This window comes from Aliikangiella sp. G2MR2-5 (assembly GCF_015687155.1).
In the GTDB taxonomy this organism is placed as follows: domain Bacteria; phylum Pseudomonadota; class Gammaproteobacteria; order Enterobacterales; family Kangiellaceae; genus Aliikangiella.
The window spans coordinates 51,208-70,817 of sequence record NZ_JADPQF010000002.1 but is presented as its reverse complement, the minus strand read 5'-3'; the positions used below and the strand labels follow the sequence as shown (position 1 = coordinate 70,817).

The following is a 19,610-nucleotide window of genomic DNA, read 5'->3' as shown; positions in this document are numbered from 1 at the left end:
GTTGGATTCGAATTGTTTTTTTAGCGGACTCCCTATTTTTCATTTTCAAATAACTGTACTGCAATTTGAGCTATCCGAATGACTTGATTCCACTGCTCCTTGCTAATCTCGGGATAATTTTCTATTACCGGTGCAGGTACCTCTGAGTCACCGAATGCAGTCCATAACAGGGTAGAGACTAAATGTTTTTCCTCACCCATAATTAGTCCCTGAGTTTCGCCGTCATCTGAATCTGCGCAGAAGTGACCCAGTCTTAGATATTTTGCGGTGTCATTGTTGTCAGGAGTTGCTGAGAACTGGTCTAAAAAAGCTTTCCTTAAATGAATATTGAAATTGTCTAGCTCGCTATCTTCAAGCCATTGATTCGATGAACTTGTCAGAAGATATAGTAGTTTGTTTTTCATCGGACCCGTCTCCGTTTTTTCATTGGTGTCTAGTCTGATTTATCAAACTCGATGATGCAATGGTTTAGCTTATAAACGTTGCTTTATCTTATTACCCTGAAATCAATTCGAATATCATGCTTATCTTCGCCTACCAGGGGGCTCAAAGATAACAGGGATAAATTTGACAAGAGAGTTCAATTTATTCGCAAATCGAAATAATTATTATCAAAAAACACGTTCATTTATCTCTTGTTGAGAGTGGTTGCTGAAAAAGTGCTCAGGCTGTATTAGGTTAGATTAACTGGTTGAAGGTCGTACCAGTGGTTTGCGCGGAGTATCTGAGCGAATACAAAAATAAAACTATAAACCTAAAATAACAGGACCAAAATAATGACCAATCAACAATGTTTGTGGCGCATGACCACTATTCTGGTATTGTGCTTTTTTTCTGCTGTAAGCTCGGCAAATGTTTGTGTAAAGCTCCCGGATATGGAAACTGATTCATTTCAGTTTGAAGACGATATCTTGATCGAATCGGCTGATGGTACCAATCTGGCGGTTAACCTGTTTAGCCCGAAAGCTGTCCGCCCGGACGCAGGGTATCCGGCAATCATTTTTATCAACAGCTGGGTTCTGGAAGAGCATGAATATTTTCTGCAAGCCAGCTTTTTTGCCAAAAAGGGATATCTGGTATTAAGTTATAGTGCGAGAGGCTGGGGGTGCTCTGAAGGCCTGGTTGATGTCACTGGTGATAATGATATGGCTGATCTTAGCGCGGTAATCGACTGGTTGTCGGCCAATACTTCGGTTGATGTGCAAAACATCGGGGTCAGTGGAATTTCCTATGGTTCCGGTATCAGTTTAATGGGACTTGCCAAAGAACCACGCTTGAAAACTGCTATCGCAATGAGTACCTGGGCCTCGTTGACTGATTCTCTATATCAACAGGAAACTCCACGCTTATTCTGGGGGTTTCTGTTAGTGTCCAGTGGCTTTTTGACTGCAAATCTTGACCCGATGATTGCTCAAAATTTCTTTGACCTGATTTTTCACAAAAATATTGATCGGGTTACCGAGTGGGCTGAAGCGCGTTCAACGAAAAATTTTGTCCATCTCATCAATGAAAGAAATGCCCCTGTGTATCTGGCGAACAATCTTGGAGACAATCTTTTCCAACCGAATAATCTGCTGAAGTTTTATGAGCAATTAACGGTTCCAAAGCGTCTTGACTTCAACCAGGGAACTCATGCTATTAGCGAAGGATTTGGTTTATTTGGGCTGGAAAGTTATACCTGGGAAAATGCTCATCGCTGGTTTGATTATTGGTTAAAAGGTGAAAATACAGGCATTATGGGTGAGCCTCCCGTGACCATGAAAGTTGCCATGAGCGATGAAAGAACGGAGTTTTCTAGTTGGCCGACGAATAAGGGACAGGAAGTAACATTTTATCTCGGGCCACGAGGACTCTTTTCTCAGGGGAAGCTTTTGTCTGAGCCTTACTCGTCCTGGTTTGCTAAGTCGAACCATATATACAGCGGACTGGACACATTGGCTACCAGCGGAATTCCTTTGATTAGTGAAACTCTCGAGTCGACAGTCCAGTTACCGGTAAAAACTCCAATTGGGCTGGTCAGCAGAGTGAATGGTATCGTTTTCAAAACTGAGCCGGTGAGTCGGGAAACTAGAATTCGTGGAATTGGCAAAGTAAAACTCAATGTCAAAGCGAGTTACGGTAAGTTCCAGCTTATTGCATATTTGTACGATGTTGCGCCAGATGGTACCGGTACATTAATCACTCATGGACCAATAACAAAATATAGTGCGCCAAAAAATGAAAGGCTTGAGCTAGAGTGGGAGCTGGTCGCTGCAGCCTATAATGTGGCAAAAGGTCACAAAATAGCTTTGGCTATTGATACTTTTGACGCTCTCTATGCAGTGCCTACGCTTGTACCATATCAGCTTTCATTTGAATTTGGTGGTCAGGTGGAATCAACATTAAAGCTACCAACAGTGGACTGAGGTATTGAGCGATTGAACGAATGAGTTATTGAGTTAATGTTCAGTAGTTGCTGTTCTGAAAAATATAGGTCTTGCACGATGTAGGATGGAAAGTTGTGGTGGACGGGAACAGTATTTAAAACGCTATCTCGGGATAACCTCAAAATTTGTTACTACTTGAAGTTAATTGCCTGCAGAGTGTTTCGCGCGACTATGCACGAGGCACTCTGACTTCGGCAAGAAAAGCTAAGAGTAACTAAAGAAGAGCTACGAAACTTTCTTATCCCAAAGGTCATCGCTGTCGACAACTTTTAGCATTGGCTCTTCCTCGCTATTACGTTTAGGTGCGTGTTCAAGTTTATCGACTATTTCTTTTGAAAGTTCCGAATCAATTTGCAGATAAATGGCTTTTCTCAATTTAAGCAATGCAGTTACCATTTTTGAGTTGCTTGCATGCTCCACTAGCGACTCGTTAACCAGCTCTTTGGCAAGATCATGGCGATGGCAACGTAGATAAAACTTAGCTGCCGATTGAATGCATTTAAACTGAGTTGATATGGAAACTCTGCGAGGAAGTTTCAGTTCTTTAACTTTAGGCATGCTTGTATATTTTTTTGAACCATTTTTTTCAACTTCCTTTAATTTATTACGCAACATTTCTTCAAACTTTCTAACGCTTAACTGGTTGTTTACGCGTCCAAATATGACTCCGCCGAGTAGCAATACCCCCCCACTCAGAGTGATCAGCGCGACAATGTTCGATTGCCACCAGGAGTTGGATTCAGTATCTGATTTTACTGTTTCTCCTTGTAATACCGGAGGCTGAGCGTCAGTTTTTGAGTCATCAATGGTGATAGTTTCATTTGAGGCAGGAACGGTAGTTGCAGACTCAGGAATTGTTGGTATGGTTTCCAGTTCTACGCCGGACTCACCTGTAACTTGAGTTTCTGCCAGTTCAATTTCAGGAAGTGTGGTCACGGGTTGCTTATCCAGTTTAGCCAGTATGGTTTCGAGTTGCGCCAGCTGTCTTTTCATTTGTTCGTTGGCAATCGCCTGTTGTTCAATCGTTTCATTTAGCTGTGCAATCTGACCTTCCAGGTTTTCAATTTTGGATTGTGCAGCGCTGTCTCCTGCCGATATCTTGGCAGGAAAATCTTGCAGTTGAACTGTTTGACTTGATGTTTGTATGGCTTGCACAGATTGTTCTGCTTGAGCACTTTGAAGGCTGCTATTTTCGGGCGCGTTGGAAGCGAAAGCTGTATCGGTTGTATAGTTGATTAAAGCGCCTTCTTTTAGCAGGTTTCGATCACCATTAATAAAAGCGTGAGGATTACTATTAAAAATAAGCGACATCTTTTCGTTCTGAGTTAATCCATTCGCTTTCCAGTTCTTGGCAAGTGTCCAAAGACTTTGCCCTCGAATGACACGGCTGTTGCTGACCAGCTTTTCTCTAGCTCCAGCTGTAAGTTGCATTGTGGGGTTCGCAATAGTTCTAACTACACGCGATGATTCTACAGATGTTGTCATCGATTGAGGTCCCGTCTTGTTTATTTCTTGCGAAGCAACAGAGTAATCCAGGAGTAGGGTAATTTCTTTGTAGAGCTGTGCGCCTTGATAATCCAGTTGCAAGATAAAGTCGACGACGGGTTCCTTGATTGGCTGGAGACTAGTCAGTTGCAAATAAAATCCCTGAGGCGTTTGTACTACTTCGGAGGAAAATTTGGGAAGCCATAGAGGATATTCAATTCCAAAACGAGCATGCTCTGTCGCGTTCGCCAGGCTTACTTTCAAGCCTGTCAGATCCGGCTCTTCCGTCATGATGGGAATGCGGATATTCATTGGCTTATTTAGTTCGGCTTTACTGGAAATTTGACCTAAGCCAATTGCCTGAGTTGCCAGAGGGGATAGCGATAGTCCGAGCGCTACAGCAAGTGTTATCTTCTTCATTTTGACCATTACAATCATACTCCAAAAAGACTAATCTCCTATAGAGATAAGTATGGCCGTTTTTACAAGATTTTGTTCGAGATAATTTAGACCGATTTGCTTCTTGCAGGAAATTATTAATCCTAGTCGGTTATATTAATATCGGTTATATAACTGAGCTGGATTCTCAATGTGTGTAAACCGGGCGTCGCTTCGATAAACAATTGGAGAAAAGAAAGGAGGACATTAAAATGCCCTCCAGATTTGAAATTGAAGAATAATGAGAAAGTTAAGACTCCGAAATAAACCGGAGCCATAATTTAAATTCTACGTCTTCAAACGACAGGGCACCGTTCAGATCCTGAAAAATAACTCCTTCTTTAAGGAGTGAGCGCAGAGACGATTGTGCAGTTGCCTTACTCACGCCAAAAGTGCTCAACAAATCATTTTGATAAATATTGACGCCATTTGATGAGGCTATCAGCTTCAACGTATTTTGTTGAGCAGCAGTGTAGCGATTCAGCAATTGCGCATTGTAGGTTTTTTTGCGGATGACATCGCAAATAATTTCCTGAATTCTGTTAAGGTCGATAATATCCTTGTTTTGATGCAGTCTGAAAATTTCATGACATACTTGTTGAATAAAGCGAGTTTCGCCGTCAGCTTCATGATACAGATGTTCGAAAGCACTAATTTCGACCCGAAGGTTTTTAAGAGCCATGCGCTCATTAACCCATAAGTAGAATTCATTCTTGCTAATTGGCGGTAGTTCAAATTCGGTACCCAGCTTGAAAAATGCTCTTCCCGAGTCATTAAACATGGCAAGTAATATATTGCGCTTTGATCCAGTATATACGAACGAAGTGTTGACCCGCTTATTAGCAATAGTTCGCAACAGCTCCTCTATTTTTTCCGATTCATTCAACGAGACAATTTTTTGAAATTCATCAATTGCAATCACTGCTTGTAAATTGTGATCGGCTAAAAATTCGAAATAATGGCTAAACAGAGACTCTATTGCCTGAAAGTAGTCCTTTTCAGTGGCTTCAATTTTTAATTGAGGCTTTCCGCTTAATACCAGACTCACCTTTGCGTTGGCAAAATAGTTTTGCAGCTTATCAACCAGACGACTCAGTTTCTTCAGGTTGCTTTCAAAGCCCAGCAGACTTTCTTCTATTCCTTTAACAATTTTTAAATAGAGCTCGCGAATATTGGATACCGAGTAAATGTCTATGTGGGTTTTCAATATGTTTTTTGGTAAATGGTGAGTAAAAACCTCTTTGAGCAAAGACGATTTTCCAATTCGTCTTTTAGCGAACATGATGATATTGGTTTCATTTTCGATATGTTCCACCAGATCGGCAATTTCCTGTTTACGACCACAGAAAAAATCACCGGCAACTTCGATGTCAAATTTAAACGGATTCTTAATGCGCATTTTCGCGACTCCTGAGCTGATAAGATAAGCGGGAGGCTCTCTTTACAGCCTGATTTACAAAATAACACAAAACCAGAGTTCTGCTTTCCTATCTGGTTAAGGCTGAATTCCTGATAAAGATCAGTGCTGAAAAGTATTAATAATAAATACTATAAGGTATTTTAGCTGAAAATCAATATCTCAATACATAAAAGTATTTAAAAATGATACTTAACTCTAAAAATGCCCATATTTAAAGCCTAATTGCAAAGCTGTGTTCAATAAAAAGCATACTTGATCTCGATCAAATAAAAATGAGAATTATTCTTGTTTGTGTTGTTGGGAATGATTATCATCTGCGTCATTGTCTGGTGAAGATAATTTCACCGCCATTTTTAATGCTTATTTGATTATTAAGGGATTCACTATGAATAAATCGACTACCGCGGCAGGCCTGGTTTTTTGTGCGACTCTTGTGGCAACCCAGCTCTCGGCCGAGGAGGAAGGATTTGAAACTGAAGCCGAAGAAGAACAGATTATCACAATCATTGGTACCAAAGAGCGCCTTTCGCGTAAAGGCCGTCTCGCTGATGTGATCGAAAAGACAGAGTTGATCTCGGAAGAAACCATTGACCGCAAACAGGCAATGACTCTGACCGAAGCGATAACCAATGAACCGGGAATTAGAGTCAATAACGAATGCTCCATGTGCGGTATGAAGCGGGTGATGATTAACGGTCTTAAAGGCGAGCATACCACGGTACTGGTTGACGGAGTCCCCATGCATTCGGTGGTTTCTTCTTACTATGGAATGGATGCAATCACGGCCACAGGTATTTCGGAAATAGAAGTTGCTCGCGGAGCAGGAGCTTCTTTGATTGCACCGGAAGCCATTGGCGGAACGATTAATCTGGTAACTCGCAATGCGACCAGGGATTTACTGCAACTTAATGCAGCCATGCATGATGATGGTGATCAAATGTTCTCCATGCTCGGTACTGTAGTGAACAAAGACAAAAGTCTCGGTTTAACCACCGCCCTTCAATATCAGGACATCGACCAGTCTGATGAAGATGATAACGGAGTGAGTGAAAATCCTGCGATGGAAAATACTTCATTGATGCTGAAACTCAATTATGAAATGAATTTTCACAATAACCTACAGGCTCGCTACTCCTATTTTGAGTCGGATGTTTTCGGTGGGCCAACAGGAGAGAACTGGGATACGGTAATTGCTTCAGAGGCTAATGTTGCAACGCCGTGGGGCAACTTTTTTGAAAATGGTGATGTGCGTGAGCAATTTCTTGCTAATCCCTGGGAAACTGCAGAAATGATTCAATCGGATCGCGAAGAAATTATGTTGCGCTGGATCCATGAAGTTGACGACGATAACCACTGGCAAGCAACTTATAGTCGTGTCGATCACGGTCAGGATTCTTTCTATGAAGGATTTGATTATAACAATACCGATATTATTGATTTCTTTGATTTCAAGTGGACTATGACATTCGGCATCGATCATTTACTGACTTTCGGAATTGACAAGAAAAGCGAAGAAATGCGCTCACAGTCTGAGGCGCTGCGAATATTGCAAGCGCAGGATCCCGAAATTACCGGAGACAGTTTCGATACTGATTCTCAGGGCTTTTATATTCAGGACACCTGGTATGTCAACGACAAGCTGGAGCTTAATCTTGCAGTTCGTTTTGATAATCTGCAAACAGACTGGATCGAACAGACAACCGTTGAAAATGAAATTGACGAAAATCTGGTGACTCCTAGATTACATATGCGCTATGACCATGGGAACGACTGGACATCTCGTCTTTCCATCGGGCAGGGATTCAGAACGCCGGCAACATTTTTTGAATCCGATCACGGCATACTCGATGACGGTTTTGAAATTGCAGTGACCGATATCGAAAAATCGCTCAGCGTTAGCTATGGCTTAAGTTATGAAGGGGAGGAGTTTAACTCGACAATTTCCCTTGCTGTGAGTGAGATTGAAAATCTGGCTTTTATTGATTTTGAAAACTTCGAGCGTCCTCACCTTGTTAATGCGGAGGATACAATGAGCGTTTCGACTATTGACTGGGTATTCGGTTATGAAATCGATAGTGAGTGGAGTATCGACGGAGCTCTGGAGTTTTACAATTATGAACGCAACTACCAGCAAACGTTTGCGGTTGTTCCTCTGGAGCAGCGCGCGCGTCTGGGCATCAAGTATGAAAAGGAACGGTGGAAAGCAACACTTGATACAACCTGGATAGGTTCCAGGGACCTTGCCGATTATGGGTATCAGGATCGCTTTAACATATTTGATGATGCCAACGGCAATAACCTGGTCGATGATGGGGAGTTGTCCGCTCTCAAGTCGACCAATGCCAAAGCTTTCTCTATGGTCAATTTTAAAGTTTCCTACAAAGTTAATGACTCAATGTCTGTTTATCTTGGCGGCAAAAATCTGCTTGATTTTACTCAAGTTAAAGATCTGGATAGTACTCTTTACTGGCAGAGCGATAATGGTGAACCGGTTTATGATGTTGCCCACATATACGGTCCATTGAAAGGTCGTGAATTTTATCTGGGATTTAAGTACGGACACGGTGAATAAATCATGTTGAAGCTCTGTTGTCTCTGTCGAGGTATCACATTGCAGAGAATTTTAAACTTTGTTTTTTCTATCTTCATTGTAACTGGTGCATCCTTTGCACTTGCCGAGGCCCGAGGCGGAATTAATGCCGCTCCGGTTACTCACCAACTTGCAGGAATAAAGTTGCACAGTTTACAGTCGGAGGACGTTGTCGACTTAGAGGGTTATATCGGAAAGCCTTTGCTGCTGAGCTTTTATGAAGACAAATGTCGATGGTGCCTGCGTCAAATCAAGGCGTATAACAGGCTAAATGAAAAATCGAGAATGCAATTTGTCATGGCTGGAATTGGTGATAGTAACAGGCTGCTTCGTCTTTGGGCAAAGCGTGCGCGACCAGAAATTCCCATTCTCAAAGCTTCGCAAAAGCTACTTGAATTAATTGGTGATGTGCCAGCAACACCCTATACTTTAATATTTGACAGTCGTGGACGCTTTGTCACAAAAGTTACTGGCTATATGGATGAAGATAAACTCGAATTACTATCAAAGTCACTGACGTGTGAGACCTAATTGTAGGTTCTAATTGTTCATGCATACAAATAAACTATGAATCTGAATGTTCTGGATCTGCTTTACGACAGCAATATCCATGCGATCCCGGTTAGTCAAGTCGCTCGTTTTTTTTGAACTATACTATTAAATCAAAGGTGACAATTCAAAAGTGACGTTTCAAAAGTGACTATATGCTTGACCAGGATAAAAGTGGAATCATGTTAGACGGAACTATTGACTTTCATAGGCGGGAAGTTTGACTTGAAAATTTTCATAAAATCAGAATTGGCGGTTAAGAAGAAGGTAACTAACTGCCTGTGGCTTTTTGGCTTCATGGTTACCTTATGTTTGCAGGCCGCAGAACAGAGTGAACTTCAAGGGCTGGCAGTTAAAGAAGAACTTAAAGTGCCAATATACCTCGCGGCACTCTACTCGAGAGAAACTCTTGAGTATCCGGAAGAATGGATTACTTCCGACAAACCGAGAACTATGGAGTTTCGTTTTATAAACAAAAAAGTTTCCTCAAGACTTTTTTACAGGATGATGCTGGAGAACATTTTAGTCAACAATGAAGGGAATGACCTGGAGGAAAATCAGGAAAGTATTCAAGAATTATTGCTAGCTATTAGACATACCTATGTCAAGGGAGATATTCTTCGATTTATTCTCGAGAATAACAAGTCCCTTAAAGTAACAATCAATGACGTAACTATTTATCAGCAAAGTAGCACAAGGCTATATCCCATACTGGTTCGAATTTGGACCGGCAAGTCGATAAGAGACACCCGTTTTTATGAGGAGCTAACCTCGCCCGTAGATGACAGGTTGGCAGCAAAACTTTTTGATACCTTTTACTCTTCGCTTCGACAAAAATGGGCTAAAAGTATTCTGGAAGAAAAGCAGAGAGAGGAAAATGAAGAAAGACTTAAAGAGCTGGCTGAAAGGGAAAAAGAAAAGCGAATAGCCGAATCACGGGTTAAGAATCAAAGAGTAGCGGTTAGAAGCGATAGAGTCGAAAAAAAGGTTGTTTCGCAAAATTCTTCTAAAAATCAGGGACGAGCTAATAGCAAAGCTCAATCAATAAAGTCTAAGCAAACGCAAAAAGTAGCCGAAGAGAAAAGAAGGAGCGATAAGATTAACGAAAAAACAGCTTTTCTGAATAAGGTGAAGGGGCTTGTCGAAAGCTCAAACCCTAAGCCGCCGGTGTCTTTGAAAAATTTACCGCAGGAGCCTGTGCTGATAGAACTTAAATTAAGTGGTGAAGGAAGAATTAAAGAACAACGCTTTCAGTCTTCTTCTATCCCATCCCGCTTAAGAGCAGCGATATTAAAAAGTATTGAGCTGACTTCTCTCCCTACGCCTCCTGGCAACTTGAGTGATGAAGAACTTGTTGTAATGGTGGCGTTTCACTTTGCCGAGTGTAAGCGCGTTGTTTTTTTATGGGAATGTCCTCAAAGAGCACATGATATTGAGAATAAATCAACTATCGGCGTCAATGGAAAGGCACCCAAGCTGTCAGAAGCACAGAGTAAACAATATTCAGACTATATAAATCTGCTTCGAAGTGAAATTGAAAGTGTATCAATCAGACCTCCATCGAGGCTAAGGAGTCTCCCTAAAAGTGATATTCAAGTTCTGGTCAGCTTGAACAGTGATTTAAAGGTGAGTGATGTAGATATCGTTTCTAAGGTTGATCCTCTTTTACAGACAGTTGTTTCGAGTGAAATATTAAAGCTCTCTAACCTTCCAAAACCTCCTCCAGGTTTGTCAATCACTTCATTCCAGATCAAAGCCAGTTTCAATTTTAAAGACTGCAAGCGAAGTTCAATGTTCTGGGTTTGCTTTTAAAAGTCTTTTCATTGTTTGCGGCTAAATAAAATCATTTTAAATGCAAATAGGTAATTAAAAACATAAATATGGTTGTAAAAATGCATAAGTTATTGTTTGAACCTTATGCAGTAAATTAACTTTTTACTTTAACTATATGTTTTGCAATATAAATATATTGTTCTACGCTTAAAGCTAACTATTGGTTTTGTTAGAAAAAGAAGGGGTTGGTTTTATGTTAAATAAAATCAAAATGATGAGGGGCTTTACACAATCGCTCCTTATGTTAGCTCTGTTTTTGATTGCTTTTACTGGTTCGGCTGAAGTCAGAGTTAACGGGTTTGCAAATATAATTGCGGGAACAACACTCGACGATGATGACCAGCTGTTGCAATATGATGGTGACTTTAGCTTTGAGTCAGAGTCGCTGTTCGGGTTACAGTTCTCTACCGATCTGGGAGATGGTTTATCAGCAACTGCACAACTGGTTGCAAGGGCCCGAGATGAATGGTCAACAGACTTTACCTGGGCGTACCTGAGCTATGAATTATCTGATAGTTCCAGTCTCCAGTTTGGCCGTATAAGAATTCCATTTTATCGCTATTCTGAATTTCTTGAAGTCGGTTATGCTTACCACTGGATAGCTCCACCTCGCTCCGTTTATGATTTACCTTTGAATAACTTTGAAGGAATCTCCTACACTTACAATACAACCTTCGGAGACTTTGACAGTGCGCTTCAGATTGCAACGGGAAGTACTGATGAAACATTAAAGTTTGATGTTGATGGCGAGGTAATAGAGAGACCTTCGGACGTAGATAATACCACCAGTTTTGTGTGGATGTTGTCAGATTTTAACTGGACGTTCCGATTAGGCTACACCATTTGTCCGAGCTGTACTCTGGGCTTGCCTACTGATGCTGCTGCCAGCTTAGTGCCAGACGCAAATACTATTCTACTCCTCGAAGATGATGCATCGTTTACAAACCTTGGGGTAAGGTATAGCGGAGAACGCTGGTTTACTGAGTTCGAGTTTACTCAATTTTCTGCTGACGATAGTATATTGCCTGATGAGACCGACTCCGCCTATATTACTTTCGGTGTCAATACTGATAATGCAGTTTACTTTCTTACCTATGAAATAGAAGATGCAACTCCTAAAACTGCTCTTGACCTGGTCGGGATTCCCAGCCCGACACTTGATGCTGTGGCTTCAGCATTTCATGAAGATACCGAAACAATTTCTTTTGGAATTCGATATGACTTTCACCCCTCTGCGGCATTCAAAATCAATGTTTCCCGATTTGAAGATAATCTTACTCAGGAGTCGGTTAATTTGCTGACTACTGGTGTTTCGCTAGTTTTCTAAGGGAGGGGTCCAATGAAATTTGTAAAATTAGTAATAACGCTTTGTGCACTTTTCTACGCGAACAATAGCTTTGCAGATGTCGCAATCATTGTTCATCCTTCTAACAATAGCACGCTATCAAATACGGATCTGGCTCGACTATTTTTAGGGAAAATGAAGTCTTTCCCCGGGGGTGGTAGCGCTACGCCGATAAATTTGTCTGAAGGTGATGCTGCTGCTGATGAGTTTAATCAAAAGGTGTTAAAAAAGTCTGCTAGCCAGCTTAAGGCCTATTGGTCTAAGTTAATTTTTACAGGCAAAGGAACGCCGCCGGAAAGCATGGCGACGGCTCAAGAAGTTAAAAAAGCTGTCGCAAGCAATCCTGATTATATTGGATACATTAATGCATCTGATGTTGATGACAGTGTTAAGGTTATTGCCAGGTTTTAGCGAAAAAATGCAATAGAATTCTTATTTGTCGAGCACATTGCTATGGGTAGATAGTGCTTAGTAAATAGTTGAGAAAAGCTGATGAATTTATTTAAAAGGCTAACCATTCGTCAGAAAGTACTAATGATCCCTACCATAGGGGCTTTGAGTTTTCTGGTTTATATAGTCTTATCCACTCTGACTGCATTTGATAATAAAAAACTTCTGGAAACGGCTCGTGATACTTACTTTCCAGCGTTGCAGTTGGCCGACAAGAGCATTGTTGAATTTGAAAGAATTAAAGAAAATCTTAGTAGTGCGGTAACGACTGGCGATGAAGATAGTATCACTGCGGCTCAGGCCAGAGCAGAAGAGCTGGACAAATATTTGCAGGATATAGTATCAATAAATACTGCCTATATAGAAGAAGTTGAACAATTTAAAAGACAATACAAATCCTACTATCAGGGGGCATCAGATATTTCGCGACAAATGATTGAAGGCAGTGCCGACTTTTCTTCAATTGGAAAGCAGGCTCAGGAATTGAATCAACTATTTGATAGTGCTTTAGCCCTGCTAGAGGGATTTCGTTCCAAACTTGATGGTGTCTTTAAGAATGCTATTGAAACAGCCAATAATCAAGCACAGGACTTAGTAATGATTGGTTTTATTGTCGGCGGAATAACCATCTTTCTGTTATTCGCAGTTTCCATTCCAATAACTTCTGCGATCAAGTTAAGCCTCAATAGTGTAGTATCATCGTTAAAAGATATTGCTCAGGAAAATGGAGATCTTACTGTCAGACTCAATACCAAAAACAAGGATGAAATTGGTGACTTGGTATTTTGGTTTAATAGCTTTATAGAAAAGTTGCAAGGCGTTATCAAGGAGGTCATCGATTCGGTTTTGCCTTTAAGCGACTTAGTGCAGTCGCTAAATTCAATTGCAGATGAATCCCATAAAGAAATTTCTATTCAACGTCAAGGCGCTAATGATACTAAAGAATCTGTTGATCATATGGGAGAAAATGTAACCCAGATTGCTCACAATGCAGCAGAAGCTGCAGAAGCAGCCAGGAATGCTAATGAAGAAGCTGAAAATGGAAGTAAAGTAGTACACCAAACTGTGTCATCAATTAATTCTTTGGCTGATGATGTGAGAAATGCTTCTGAAGTCATCGCTCAGCTAGAAGCTGACTCCAAAAGTGTCAGCATGGTGCTCGATGTTATTAAAGGGATCGCCGAGCAAACCAATTTATTGGCGCTCAATGCAGCCATTGAGGCGGCAAGGGCTGGCGAACAAGGAAGAGGTTTTGCAGTGGTTGCTGACGAGGTTCGATCACTGGCATCGCGAACTCAGGAAAGCACCGAAGAGATACATAAAATTATTGAGAAACTGCAGTCGGCTGCCCGTTCGGCGGTGAGTGCGATGGAAAGTAGTTCCAGACAGGCTCAGGACAGCGTAGCGAATGCCAATCTTGCGGGCGATAGTTTGAGCATAATTACTGAAAAAATAAATAAAATTAATTTGATGAACATGGAAATAGCCAGTTCAACCGATAAACAGCAAGACGCGTCTGGAGCGATCATCTCTAAAATGGCAGATATTAATAGCCGAACTGAGAAGTCTTCAAAGAATGCAGAATTATTGTCAGAAGCGGGCTATAACCTGTCTTCTATGGCGGAGCGGTTAGAAGCCGTAGCCAGGCAATTCAAAGTTTAAAAAGGCCTGCAAAGGTTTCTCTTCACTAAAGGGTACCCGAAGACAAGTGTTTTTCCACAACTTCCTTGTCACTCACTCCAGTTCGTTGATAACTTATAGCGGTTACGTTTTTGTTTCAATTTAGCGGATGTGAATTTAGTAACCGGACTTTGAAATATCTATCAGTGAAAGTAGAATGCTTATTCTAAGTATCAAAGTCCAGAAAATACGTTCAAGGAAACTACATGAACTTAATAAAAAAACTATCAGGATTAATTCTGCTAGGCTTCATAAGCGATTTGTCAGCAAACGATTATGTGACGATTCACGCACCAACTGCGGAAACCTATGCGTGTACCGAGCACTGGGATGGACAGTTTAAACATGTTGGTGATGCCCTGGGAACTGACTGTGTTGTTCAGGAATTTCTAAAAGCAGATGGTCGTATGTTTATGAGATCATATAAAGGGAATGGCTACAAAAATGAAGACTGGTATGGTTACGGTAAGAAAGTACTGGCTCCCTGCGATTGCATTGTTGCAGACATTCAGATTAATAAGGTAACAAATGAGCCTGGAATCATGACCCCGGGACGAGCAAGCTCCATAACCTTTAAAAAGTCAGATGAAACCATGATTTTGATTGCTCATATTGATGCTCCGAAAGTAAAAGTTGGGGATAGTGTTAACGCAGGTGATGTGGTTGCCAAAATTGGAAACAATGGCTACTCTCGAAATCCTCACTTGCATATTGCTGCCTGGAAAGGAGAGCAACCATTACAAATTCGATTTGATCAAAGAACGGTTGGTATTGAAACCAGACGTGAAATGGAGTAACGGCTAAAGCGCATCCTTCTGGTTTTTTGAGTATTGGTTATATTGCGGAAGCGTGATTGTCACTGTGCAGCCAAGCTCAGGCTTTGTGTCAACAGTAATTTCACCATCTATCGACTTTACAAAATCATAAACAAATATAGAGCCCAATCCTGTACCGGGCTCTCCTTCAGTGCCTTTTCGACTTGCTGCTACTTCACCAGAAAATAGCTGGCTGGCTTGCTGTTTATTCATTCCTTTACCTTTGTCAGAAACCGTTATCTGATATTGGTTTTTGACGGTTTGCGCAGAGACTTCTATTTTTTGACCTTTGTTTGAAAACTTTATCGAATTATTGACCAGGTTCAGAATCGCAGACAGTCCCAGAGTTTTTCCAAACGGAACCGAAATATCGTTTACAACCTCATAGATAACCTCAACGCTCTTTATTTTTGCTTGCGCTTGAGTCAGTTGTTTCACTGAATCGAAAATATCCGAAATCTTTGCCTGGCTTTCAGAATGTTCATCTTCATTTTGTGTTTTACTCCAGTCCAGTATATTTTGCAGCAGGCTGTAAGCTCTATCACCTGATTGATAAATTTGGCCCGCGACCTCAGTGACTTTGTCGGTACCAAGTGAAAGTTTGCGAGTACTAAGTAGCTTCGCTAGACCAATGATACTGTTAAAGCTATTTTTTAAGTCATGTGCCAGAATTGACAATATTCTTTCTTTGACCAAGTTCGTTCTTAACAACTCTTTATTTTTGACTCTCAACTCTAGTTGGGCAACGACCTGGTTAGCAACTGCTCGGAGAGTTCGCATTTGTATTTTGTCTAAACTTCGCGGCTTGGTATCTATCACACATAATGTTCCCAGGGCGAATCCATCTTGAGTGATGAGGGGAGCGCCTGCATAGAATCGAATATTCGGCGACCCCGTTACCAGCGGATTATCGGAAAATCTGTCATCTTTTAGTGTATTTTCTATGATAAATATATCGGGCTGAAGAATGGCATGTGCGCAGAAGGCAATGTTTCGCTCAGTTTCACAGGTCGCCAGACCTATTTTTGATTTAAACCATTGTCTTTGTGAATCTACCAGACTAACCAGAGCGATTGGTACTCCACAAATATCGGCTACAATTTGGGTAAGCTCGTCAAAGCTTTGCTCCGCCTGGGTATCAAGGATATCGTAATGATTGAGAGCATTGAGTCTCAGGGATTCGTTTTCAGGGATGTCAGGCGTCTGCATAAAATGATAATTGATATCTTAAATTTTGTGTCTGCTTTGTATGGCTGGATAGTTGTAGCTAACCGCTATAAGCGTGAAGCAGCTATTAAAAAGTATAGATGATAGGTGCAATCTTTTTGACTATTTAGCAATTGATTGAAAGTGCCTATCAATGTAATAGTTCCAAAATGGCATCAGAGTTAATTTAAAACATTACGCTGAAGGCAATCTGAAATAAAAAATCGATATAGCGCTATCTGCTTAAAAATGCGACATCCGTAGCGTTTTGCATTACAATACGCGCCCAAATTGACAATATCCGCCGCCTGCGGGCTATAACCTGAAATTTTAGGAATTTGTTTATGTTAGACAACAAGCAAACTATCGCCGAGTTCGATCCTGAGCTATGGCAGTCGATCGAAGCAGAAAAGAAGCGTCAAGAAGAGCATATTGAGCTGATCGCTTCGGAAAACTACACCAGCGCGCGTGTAATGGAAGCTCAGGGTTCTGTGCTGACCAACAAGTATGCTGAAGGTTATCCACACAAGCGTTACTATGGCGGTTGCGAGTTTGTTGATATCGCTGAAGATCTGGCTATCGCTCGTTTGAAAGAGCTGTTTGGTGCCGATTACGCCAATGTTCAGCCACACTCCGGCTCACAGGCGAACAGCGCTGTATACGCAGCTTTATTAAATCCAGGCGATACAGTTTTAGGTATGAGTCTGAGCGAAGGTGGTCACCTGACCCACGGTTCCCCTGTAAACTTCTCAGGAAAAATTTATAAATCGGTTCAGTATGGTCTGGATAAGAACGGCTACATCGACTTTGAACAGGTTGAAGCTTTGGCTTTAGAGCACAAGCCAAAAATGATTTTAGGCGGTTTTTCTGCCTATTCTCGTACTGTTGACTGGGCAAAATTCCGCGAAATTGCTGATAAAGTTGGTGCTTACTTTATGGTAGACATGGCACACGTTGCCGGTCTTGTTGCCGCTGGTCTCTATCCGAACCCTGTTCCTCATGCGGATGTTGTTACTTCGACAACTCATAAAACTTTGGCTGGTCCTCGTGGCGGTATAATCATGGCTAAAGCTAACCCTGACCTTGAAAAGAAATTCAACTCAGCAGTTTTCCCTGGTAATCAGGGGGGGCCTTTAATGCATATCATTGCGGCAAAAGCGGTAGCCTTTAAAGAAGCTTTGGGCGACGAGTTCAAAGCCATGCAAAAGCAGGTTCTGGTTAATGCTCGTGCCATGGTCAGCGTGTTACAGGAAAGAGGCTACAAAATTGTCTCTGGTGGTACAGATAATCACTTATTCCTGATTGACCTGATAGATAAAGACATCACTGGTAAAGATGCTGAAGCTGCGCTGGGAGAGGCTTACATTACAGTGAACAAGAATACTGTTCCTAATGAGCCTCGCTCTCCATTTGTTACTAGCGGATTACGCATGGGAACGCCTGCAATTACCACTCGCGGCATGAAAGAAGCTGAAGCAACCGAGCTCGCAGGCTGGATTTGTGACATTCTTGATGATATCGAGAATAAAGAAGTGATTGCTCAGGTAAAAGCTAAAGTCCTTGAATTAACAGCGAAATTCCCGGTTTACGGTCACTAAATCGATATTTAGGTGTTATAATGCAGAGCCATTTCGGTCCCGCCGGAATGGCTTTGTTGCATTAATGACGGTAAAATGCGCCGTCTTTGGCGATGTGCCACTATTTTGGAGCCACCATGCGTTGCCCATTTTGCTCTTTTCAAGATACAAAAGTTATCGACTCTCGCTTGGTCACTGAAGGTGATCAGGTCCGCCGTCGTCGCGAATGTAATGAATGCGGCGAAAGATTTACCACCTTTGAAACTGCCGAACTGGTTATGCCTCGCGTGATTAAGGGCGATGGTACCCGTCAGCCTTTTGACGACGAAAAATTACGTGGCGGAATCTTGCGTGCAGTTGAAAAGCGCCCTGTCTCGGTTGAAGATGTTCAAAAATCTATTCTTGGAATTCAGTCAAAATTAAGAGCCCTCGGCGAACGTGAAATCAGTGCTCAGGTCATTGGTGAAATGGTAATGAATGAGCTGAAAAAGCTCGACCAGGTCGCTTTTGTTCGTTTTGCTTCGGTTTATCGTCGTTTTCAGGATGTTAGCGAATTCCGCGATGAAATTGAGCGTCTGGAATCAAACGACTAGTTGAAGTTTGTAGGTTAACCTATGTCGTCCGCAAATAGCACAAAAAAATCTTCAGCACATCCATTCCGGTGGAGCGGATTTGACCATCAAATGATGGCGCGAGCTTTGCGACAGGCTAAAAAAGGCGAGTTCACCGCGCGACCTAATCCGATGGTGGGATGCGTGATTACCCAGGGGGAAGTTCTGGTTGGAGAAGGTGGACACGAACAATTTGGATTAGCCCATGCTGAGGTCAATGCGCTGGCAATGGCAGGGGAAAAGGCACAAGGTGCCACCTGCTATGTAACTTTGGAGCCGTGTGCCCATCGTGGAAAAACAGGACCCTGTGCCGAAGCTTTGATCAAAGCAGGTGTTGGCAAAGTGGTCGCCGCTATGCTGGATCCGAATCCGAAGGTGGCAGGAAAAGGTTTTGCCATATTGCAAGATGCCGGAATTAAAGTGGAATACGGTCTGCTGGAAGCTCAGGCGAGAGCGATAAATCCGGGTTTTATTTCGGCAATGGAACGTGGTCGTCCCTGGGTTATCTGTAAACTGGCAATGAGTCTTGATGGTCGCACGGCGCTTGCAAATGGCCAAAGCAAATGGATAACTGGCAGTCAGGCGAGAGCGGATGTGCAAAAGCTGCGTGCACGGCAGGATGCAATTGTTACCGGGGTAGGAACGCTGTTGGCTGATAATCCCAGTCTGACGGTGCGCAGACAAGATACTTTATATCAGCTGGATGATTGGTTCGATAAAGCACAGAGTAAAGGGTTTTGTCTGCCTGCTAGAATTTTACTCGATAGAGGTGGACGGGCCGACTTTAACGCCAAGCTATTTGCCCGGCACAGTACGAGTGATCGTGTAATCTGGGTAACCGATGGAGCAAAATGCCTGGAAACTGAGGGGGCTGAACATTCTGCGCAGTTTAGACATGTAGAGCAATGGCAAACGCCTGACTCATTACTCCGGCTGCTTGAGAGGCTAACCGTAAATGGTTTTAATCAGTTGATGATTGAAGCCGGACACAAACTGAGTGGTGCATTTTTTAGTGCTGGTCTGGTGGACGAGTTGGTCGTCTATATGGCATCCAAACTGATGGGCGACAAAGCCAAGGGTTTGATGGCGCTGGAAGTATTGAATATGGACGAGGCGCCAGAACTAAAGCTTTCTGATATGCGTTTGTTGGGCGATGATATCAAGCTAACTTATCGAGTAAGTTAA

At 42.1% G+C, this 19,610-nt stretch carries 15 protein-coding genes; 11 read left to right on the top strand and 4 right to left on the bottom strand.

Features of this window, described 5'->3' with window-relative positions:
• Nucleotides 1-32: 32 nt before the first annotated feature.
• The gene (locus tag IYN84_RS07730) at nucleotides 33-404 is read right to left on the bottom strand and encodes a hypothetical protein (protein ID WP_196138635.1); all 372 of its coding nucleotides are present in this window, start codon (nucleotides 402-404) and stop codon (nucleotides 33-35) included.
• Nucleotides 405-776: 372 nt separating this feature from the next.
• Here IYN84_RS07730 and IYN84_RS07725 point away from each other — a divergent pair, with 372 nt between their 5' ends.
• Nucleotides 777-2,405, top strand: coding sequence for a CocE/NonD family hydrolase (locus IYN84_RS07725; protein ID WP_196138634.1), 1,629 nt, complete (start codon nucleotides 777-779; stop codon nucleotides 2,403-2,405).
• A gap of 246 nt (nucleotides 2,406-2,651) precedes the next feature.
• Here the strand turns inward: IYN84_RS07725 and IYN84_RS07720 are convergent, their stop codons facing one another.
• Nucleotides 2,652-4,340, bottom strand: a complete 1,689-nt coding sequence (locus tag IYN84_RS07720; RefSeq protein ID WP_196138633.1) for a FimV family protein — start codon at nucleotides 4,338-4,340, stop codon at nucleotides 2,652-2,654.
• Nucleotides 4,341-4,599: 259 nt separating this feature from the next.
• A complete protein-coding gene (locus IYN84_RS07715) occupies nucleotides 4,600-5,748 on the bottom strand; it encodes an ATP-binding protein (protein WP_196138632.1) in 1,149 nt (382 codons plus the stop codon).
• Nucleotides 5,749-6,154: 406 nt separating this feature from the next.
• Between IYN84_RS07715 and IYN84_RS07710 the strand changes: the two genes are divergently transcribed.
• From IYN84_RS07710 to IYN84_RS07680, 7 genes are all read left to right on the top strand, one after another.
• Nucleotides 6,155-8,341, top strand: a complete 2,187-nt coding sequence (locus IYN84_RS07710; RefSeq protein ID WP_196138631.1) for a TonB-dependent siderophore receptor — start codon at nucleotides 6,155-6,157, stop codon at nucleotides 8,339-8,341.
• Between the two features lie 39 nt (nucleotides 8,342-8,380).
• On the top strand, nucleotides 8,381-8,890 hold the full coding sequence (locus tag IYN84_RS07705) for a redoxin domain-containing protein (protein WP_196138630.1): 510 nt from the start codon (nucleotides 8,381-8,383) through the stop codon (nucleotides 8,888-8,890).
• A gap of 243 nt (nucleotides 8,891-9,133) precedes the next feature.
• Complete coding sequence (locus tag IYN84_RS07700; protein ID WP_196138629.1) at nucleotides 9,134-10,720, top strand: chalcone isomerase family protein; 1,587 nt, start codon at nucleotides 9,134-9,136, stop codon at nucleotides 10,718-10,720.
• A 214-nt stretch (nucleotides 10,721-10,934) separates the two neighbouring features.
• Nucleotides 10,935-12,068, top strand: coding sequence for a porin (locus tag IYN84_RS07695; RefSeq protein ID WP_196138628.1), 1,134 nt, complete (start codon nucleotides 10,935-10,937; stop codon nucleotides 12,066-12,068).
• Nucleotides 12,069-12,080: 12 nt separating this feature from the next.
• Nucleotides 12,081-12,497: a phosphate ABC transporter substrate-binding protein gene (locus IYN84_RS07690; protein ID WP_196138627.1), complete on the top strand. Its 417-nt coding sequence runs from the start codon at nucleotides 12,081-12,083 to the stop codon at nucleotides 12,495-12,497.
• An 81-nt stretch (nucleotides 12,498-12,578) separates the two neighbouring features.
• Complete coding sequence (locus IYN84_RS07685; RefSeq protein ID WP_196138626.1) at nucleotides 12,579-14,198, top strand: methyl-accepting chemotaxis protein; 1,620 nt, start codon at nucleotides 12,579-12,581, stop codon at nucleotides 14,196-14,198.
• A 224-nt stretch (nucleotides 14,199-14,422) separates the two neighbouring features.
• A complete protein-coding gene (locus IYN84_RS07680) occupies nucleotides 14,423-15,013 on the top strand; it encodes a M23 family metallopeptidase (RefSeq protein ID WP_196138625.1) in 591 nt (196 codons plus the stop codon).
• 3 nt (nucleotides 15,014-15,016) lie between these two features.
• Here IYN84_RS07680 and IYN84_RS07675 read toward each other — a convergent pair whose 3' ends face one another.
• Nucleotides 15,017-16,240, bottom strand: a complete 1,224-nt coding sequence (locus IYN84_RS07675; protein ID WP_196138624.1) for a GAF domain-containing sensor histidine kinase — start codon at nucleotides 16,238-16,240, stop codon at nucleotides 15,017-15,019.
• A gap of 341 nt (nucleotides 16,241-16,581) precedes the next feature.
• Here IYN84_RS07675 and glyA point away from each other — a divergent pair, with 341 nt between their 5' ends.
• From glyA to ribD, 3 genes are all read left to right on the top strand, one after another.
• Nucleotides 16,582-17,835: a serine hydroxymethyltransferase gene (gene glyA / locus IYN84_RS07670; RefSeq protein ID WP_196138623.1), complete on the top strand. Its 1,254-nt coding sequence runs from the start codon at nucleotides 16,582-16,584 to the stop codon at nucleotides 17,833-17,835.
• Nucleotides 17,836-17,951: 116 nt separating this feature from the next.
• Nucleotides 17,952-18,407: a transcriptional regulator NrdR gene (nrdR, locus tag IYN84_RS07665; protein WP_196138622.1), complete on the top strand. Its 456-nt coding sequence runs from the start codon at nucleotides 17,952-17,954 to the stop codon at nucleotides 18,405-18,407.
• A gap of 21 nt (nucleotides 18,408-18,428) precedes the next feature.
• Complete coding sequence (gene ribD / locus IYN84_RS07660) at nucleotides 18,429-19,610, top strand: bifunctional diaminohydroxyphosphoribosylaminopyrimidine deaminase/5-amino-6-(5-phosphoribosylamino)uracil reductase RibD (RefSeq protein ID WP_196138621.1); 1,182 nt, start codon at nucleotides 18,429-18,431, stop codon at nucleotides 19,608-19,610.

Excerpts from the sequence above, each read along its gene's own strand:
- IYN84_RS07730 (WP_196138635.1), bottom strand. The coding sequence starts at position 404 with ATGAAAAACAAACTACTATATCTTCTGACAAGTTCATCGAATCAATGG.
- IYN84_RS07725 (WP_196138634.1), top strand. The coding sequence starts at position 777 with ATGACCAATCAACAATGTTTGTGGCGCATGACCACTATTCTGGTATTG.
- IYN84_RS07720 (WP_196138633.1), bottom strand. The coding sequence starts at position 4,340 with ATGGTCAAAATGAAGAAGATAACACTTGCTGTAGCGCTCGGACTATCG.
- IYN84_RS07715 (WP_196138632.1), bottom strand. The coding sequence starts at position 5,748 with ATGCGCATTAAGAATCCGTTTAAATTTGACATCGAAGTTGCCGGTGAT.
- IYN84_RS07710 (WP_196138631.1), top strand. The coding sequence starts at position 6,155 with ATGAATAAATCGACTACCGCGGCAGGCCTGGTTTTTTGTGCGACTCTT.
- IYN84_RS07695 (WP_196138628.1), top strand. The coding sequence starts at position 10,935 with ATGTTAAATAAAATCAAAATGATGAGGGGCTTTACACAATCGCTCCTT.
- IYN84_RS07690 (WP_196138627.1), top strand. The coding sequence starts at position 12,081 with ATGAAATTTGTAAAATTAGTAATAACGCTTTGTGCACTTTTCTACGCG.
- IYN84_RS07685 (WP_196138626.1), top strand. The coding sequence starts at position 12,579 with ATGAATTTATTTAAAAGGCTAACCATTCGTCAGAAAGTACTAATGATC.
- IYN84_RS07680 (WP_196138625.1), top strand. The coding sequence starts at position 14,423 with ATGAACTTAATAAAAAAACTATCAGGATTAATTCTGCTAGGCTTCATA.
- IYN84_RS07675 (WP_196138624.1), bottom strand. The coding sequence starts at position 16,240 with ATGCAGACGCCTGACATCCCTGAAAACGAATCCCTGAGACTCAATGCT.
- glyA (WP_196138623.1), top strand. The coding sequence starts at position 16,582 with ATGTTAGACAACAAGCAAACTATCGCCGAGTTCGATCCTGAGCTATGG.
- nrdR (WP_196138622.1), top strand. The coding sequence starts at position 17,952 with ATGCGTTGCCCATTTTGCTCTTTTCAAGATACAAAAGTTATCGACTCT.
- ribD (WP_196138621.1), top strand. The coding sequence starts at position 18,429 with ATGTCGTCCGCAAATAGCACAAAAAAATCTTCAGCACATCCATTCCGG.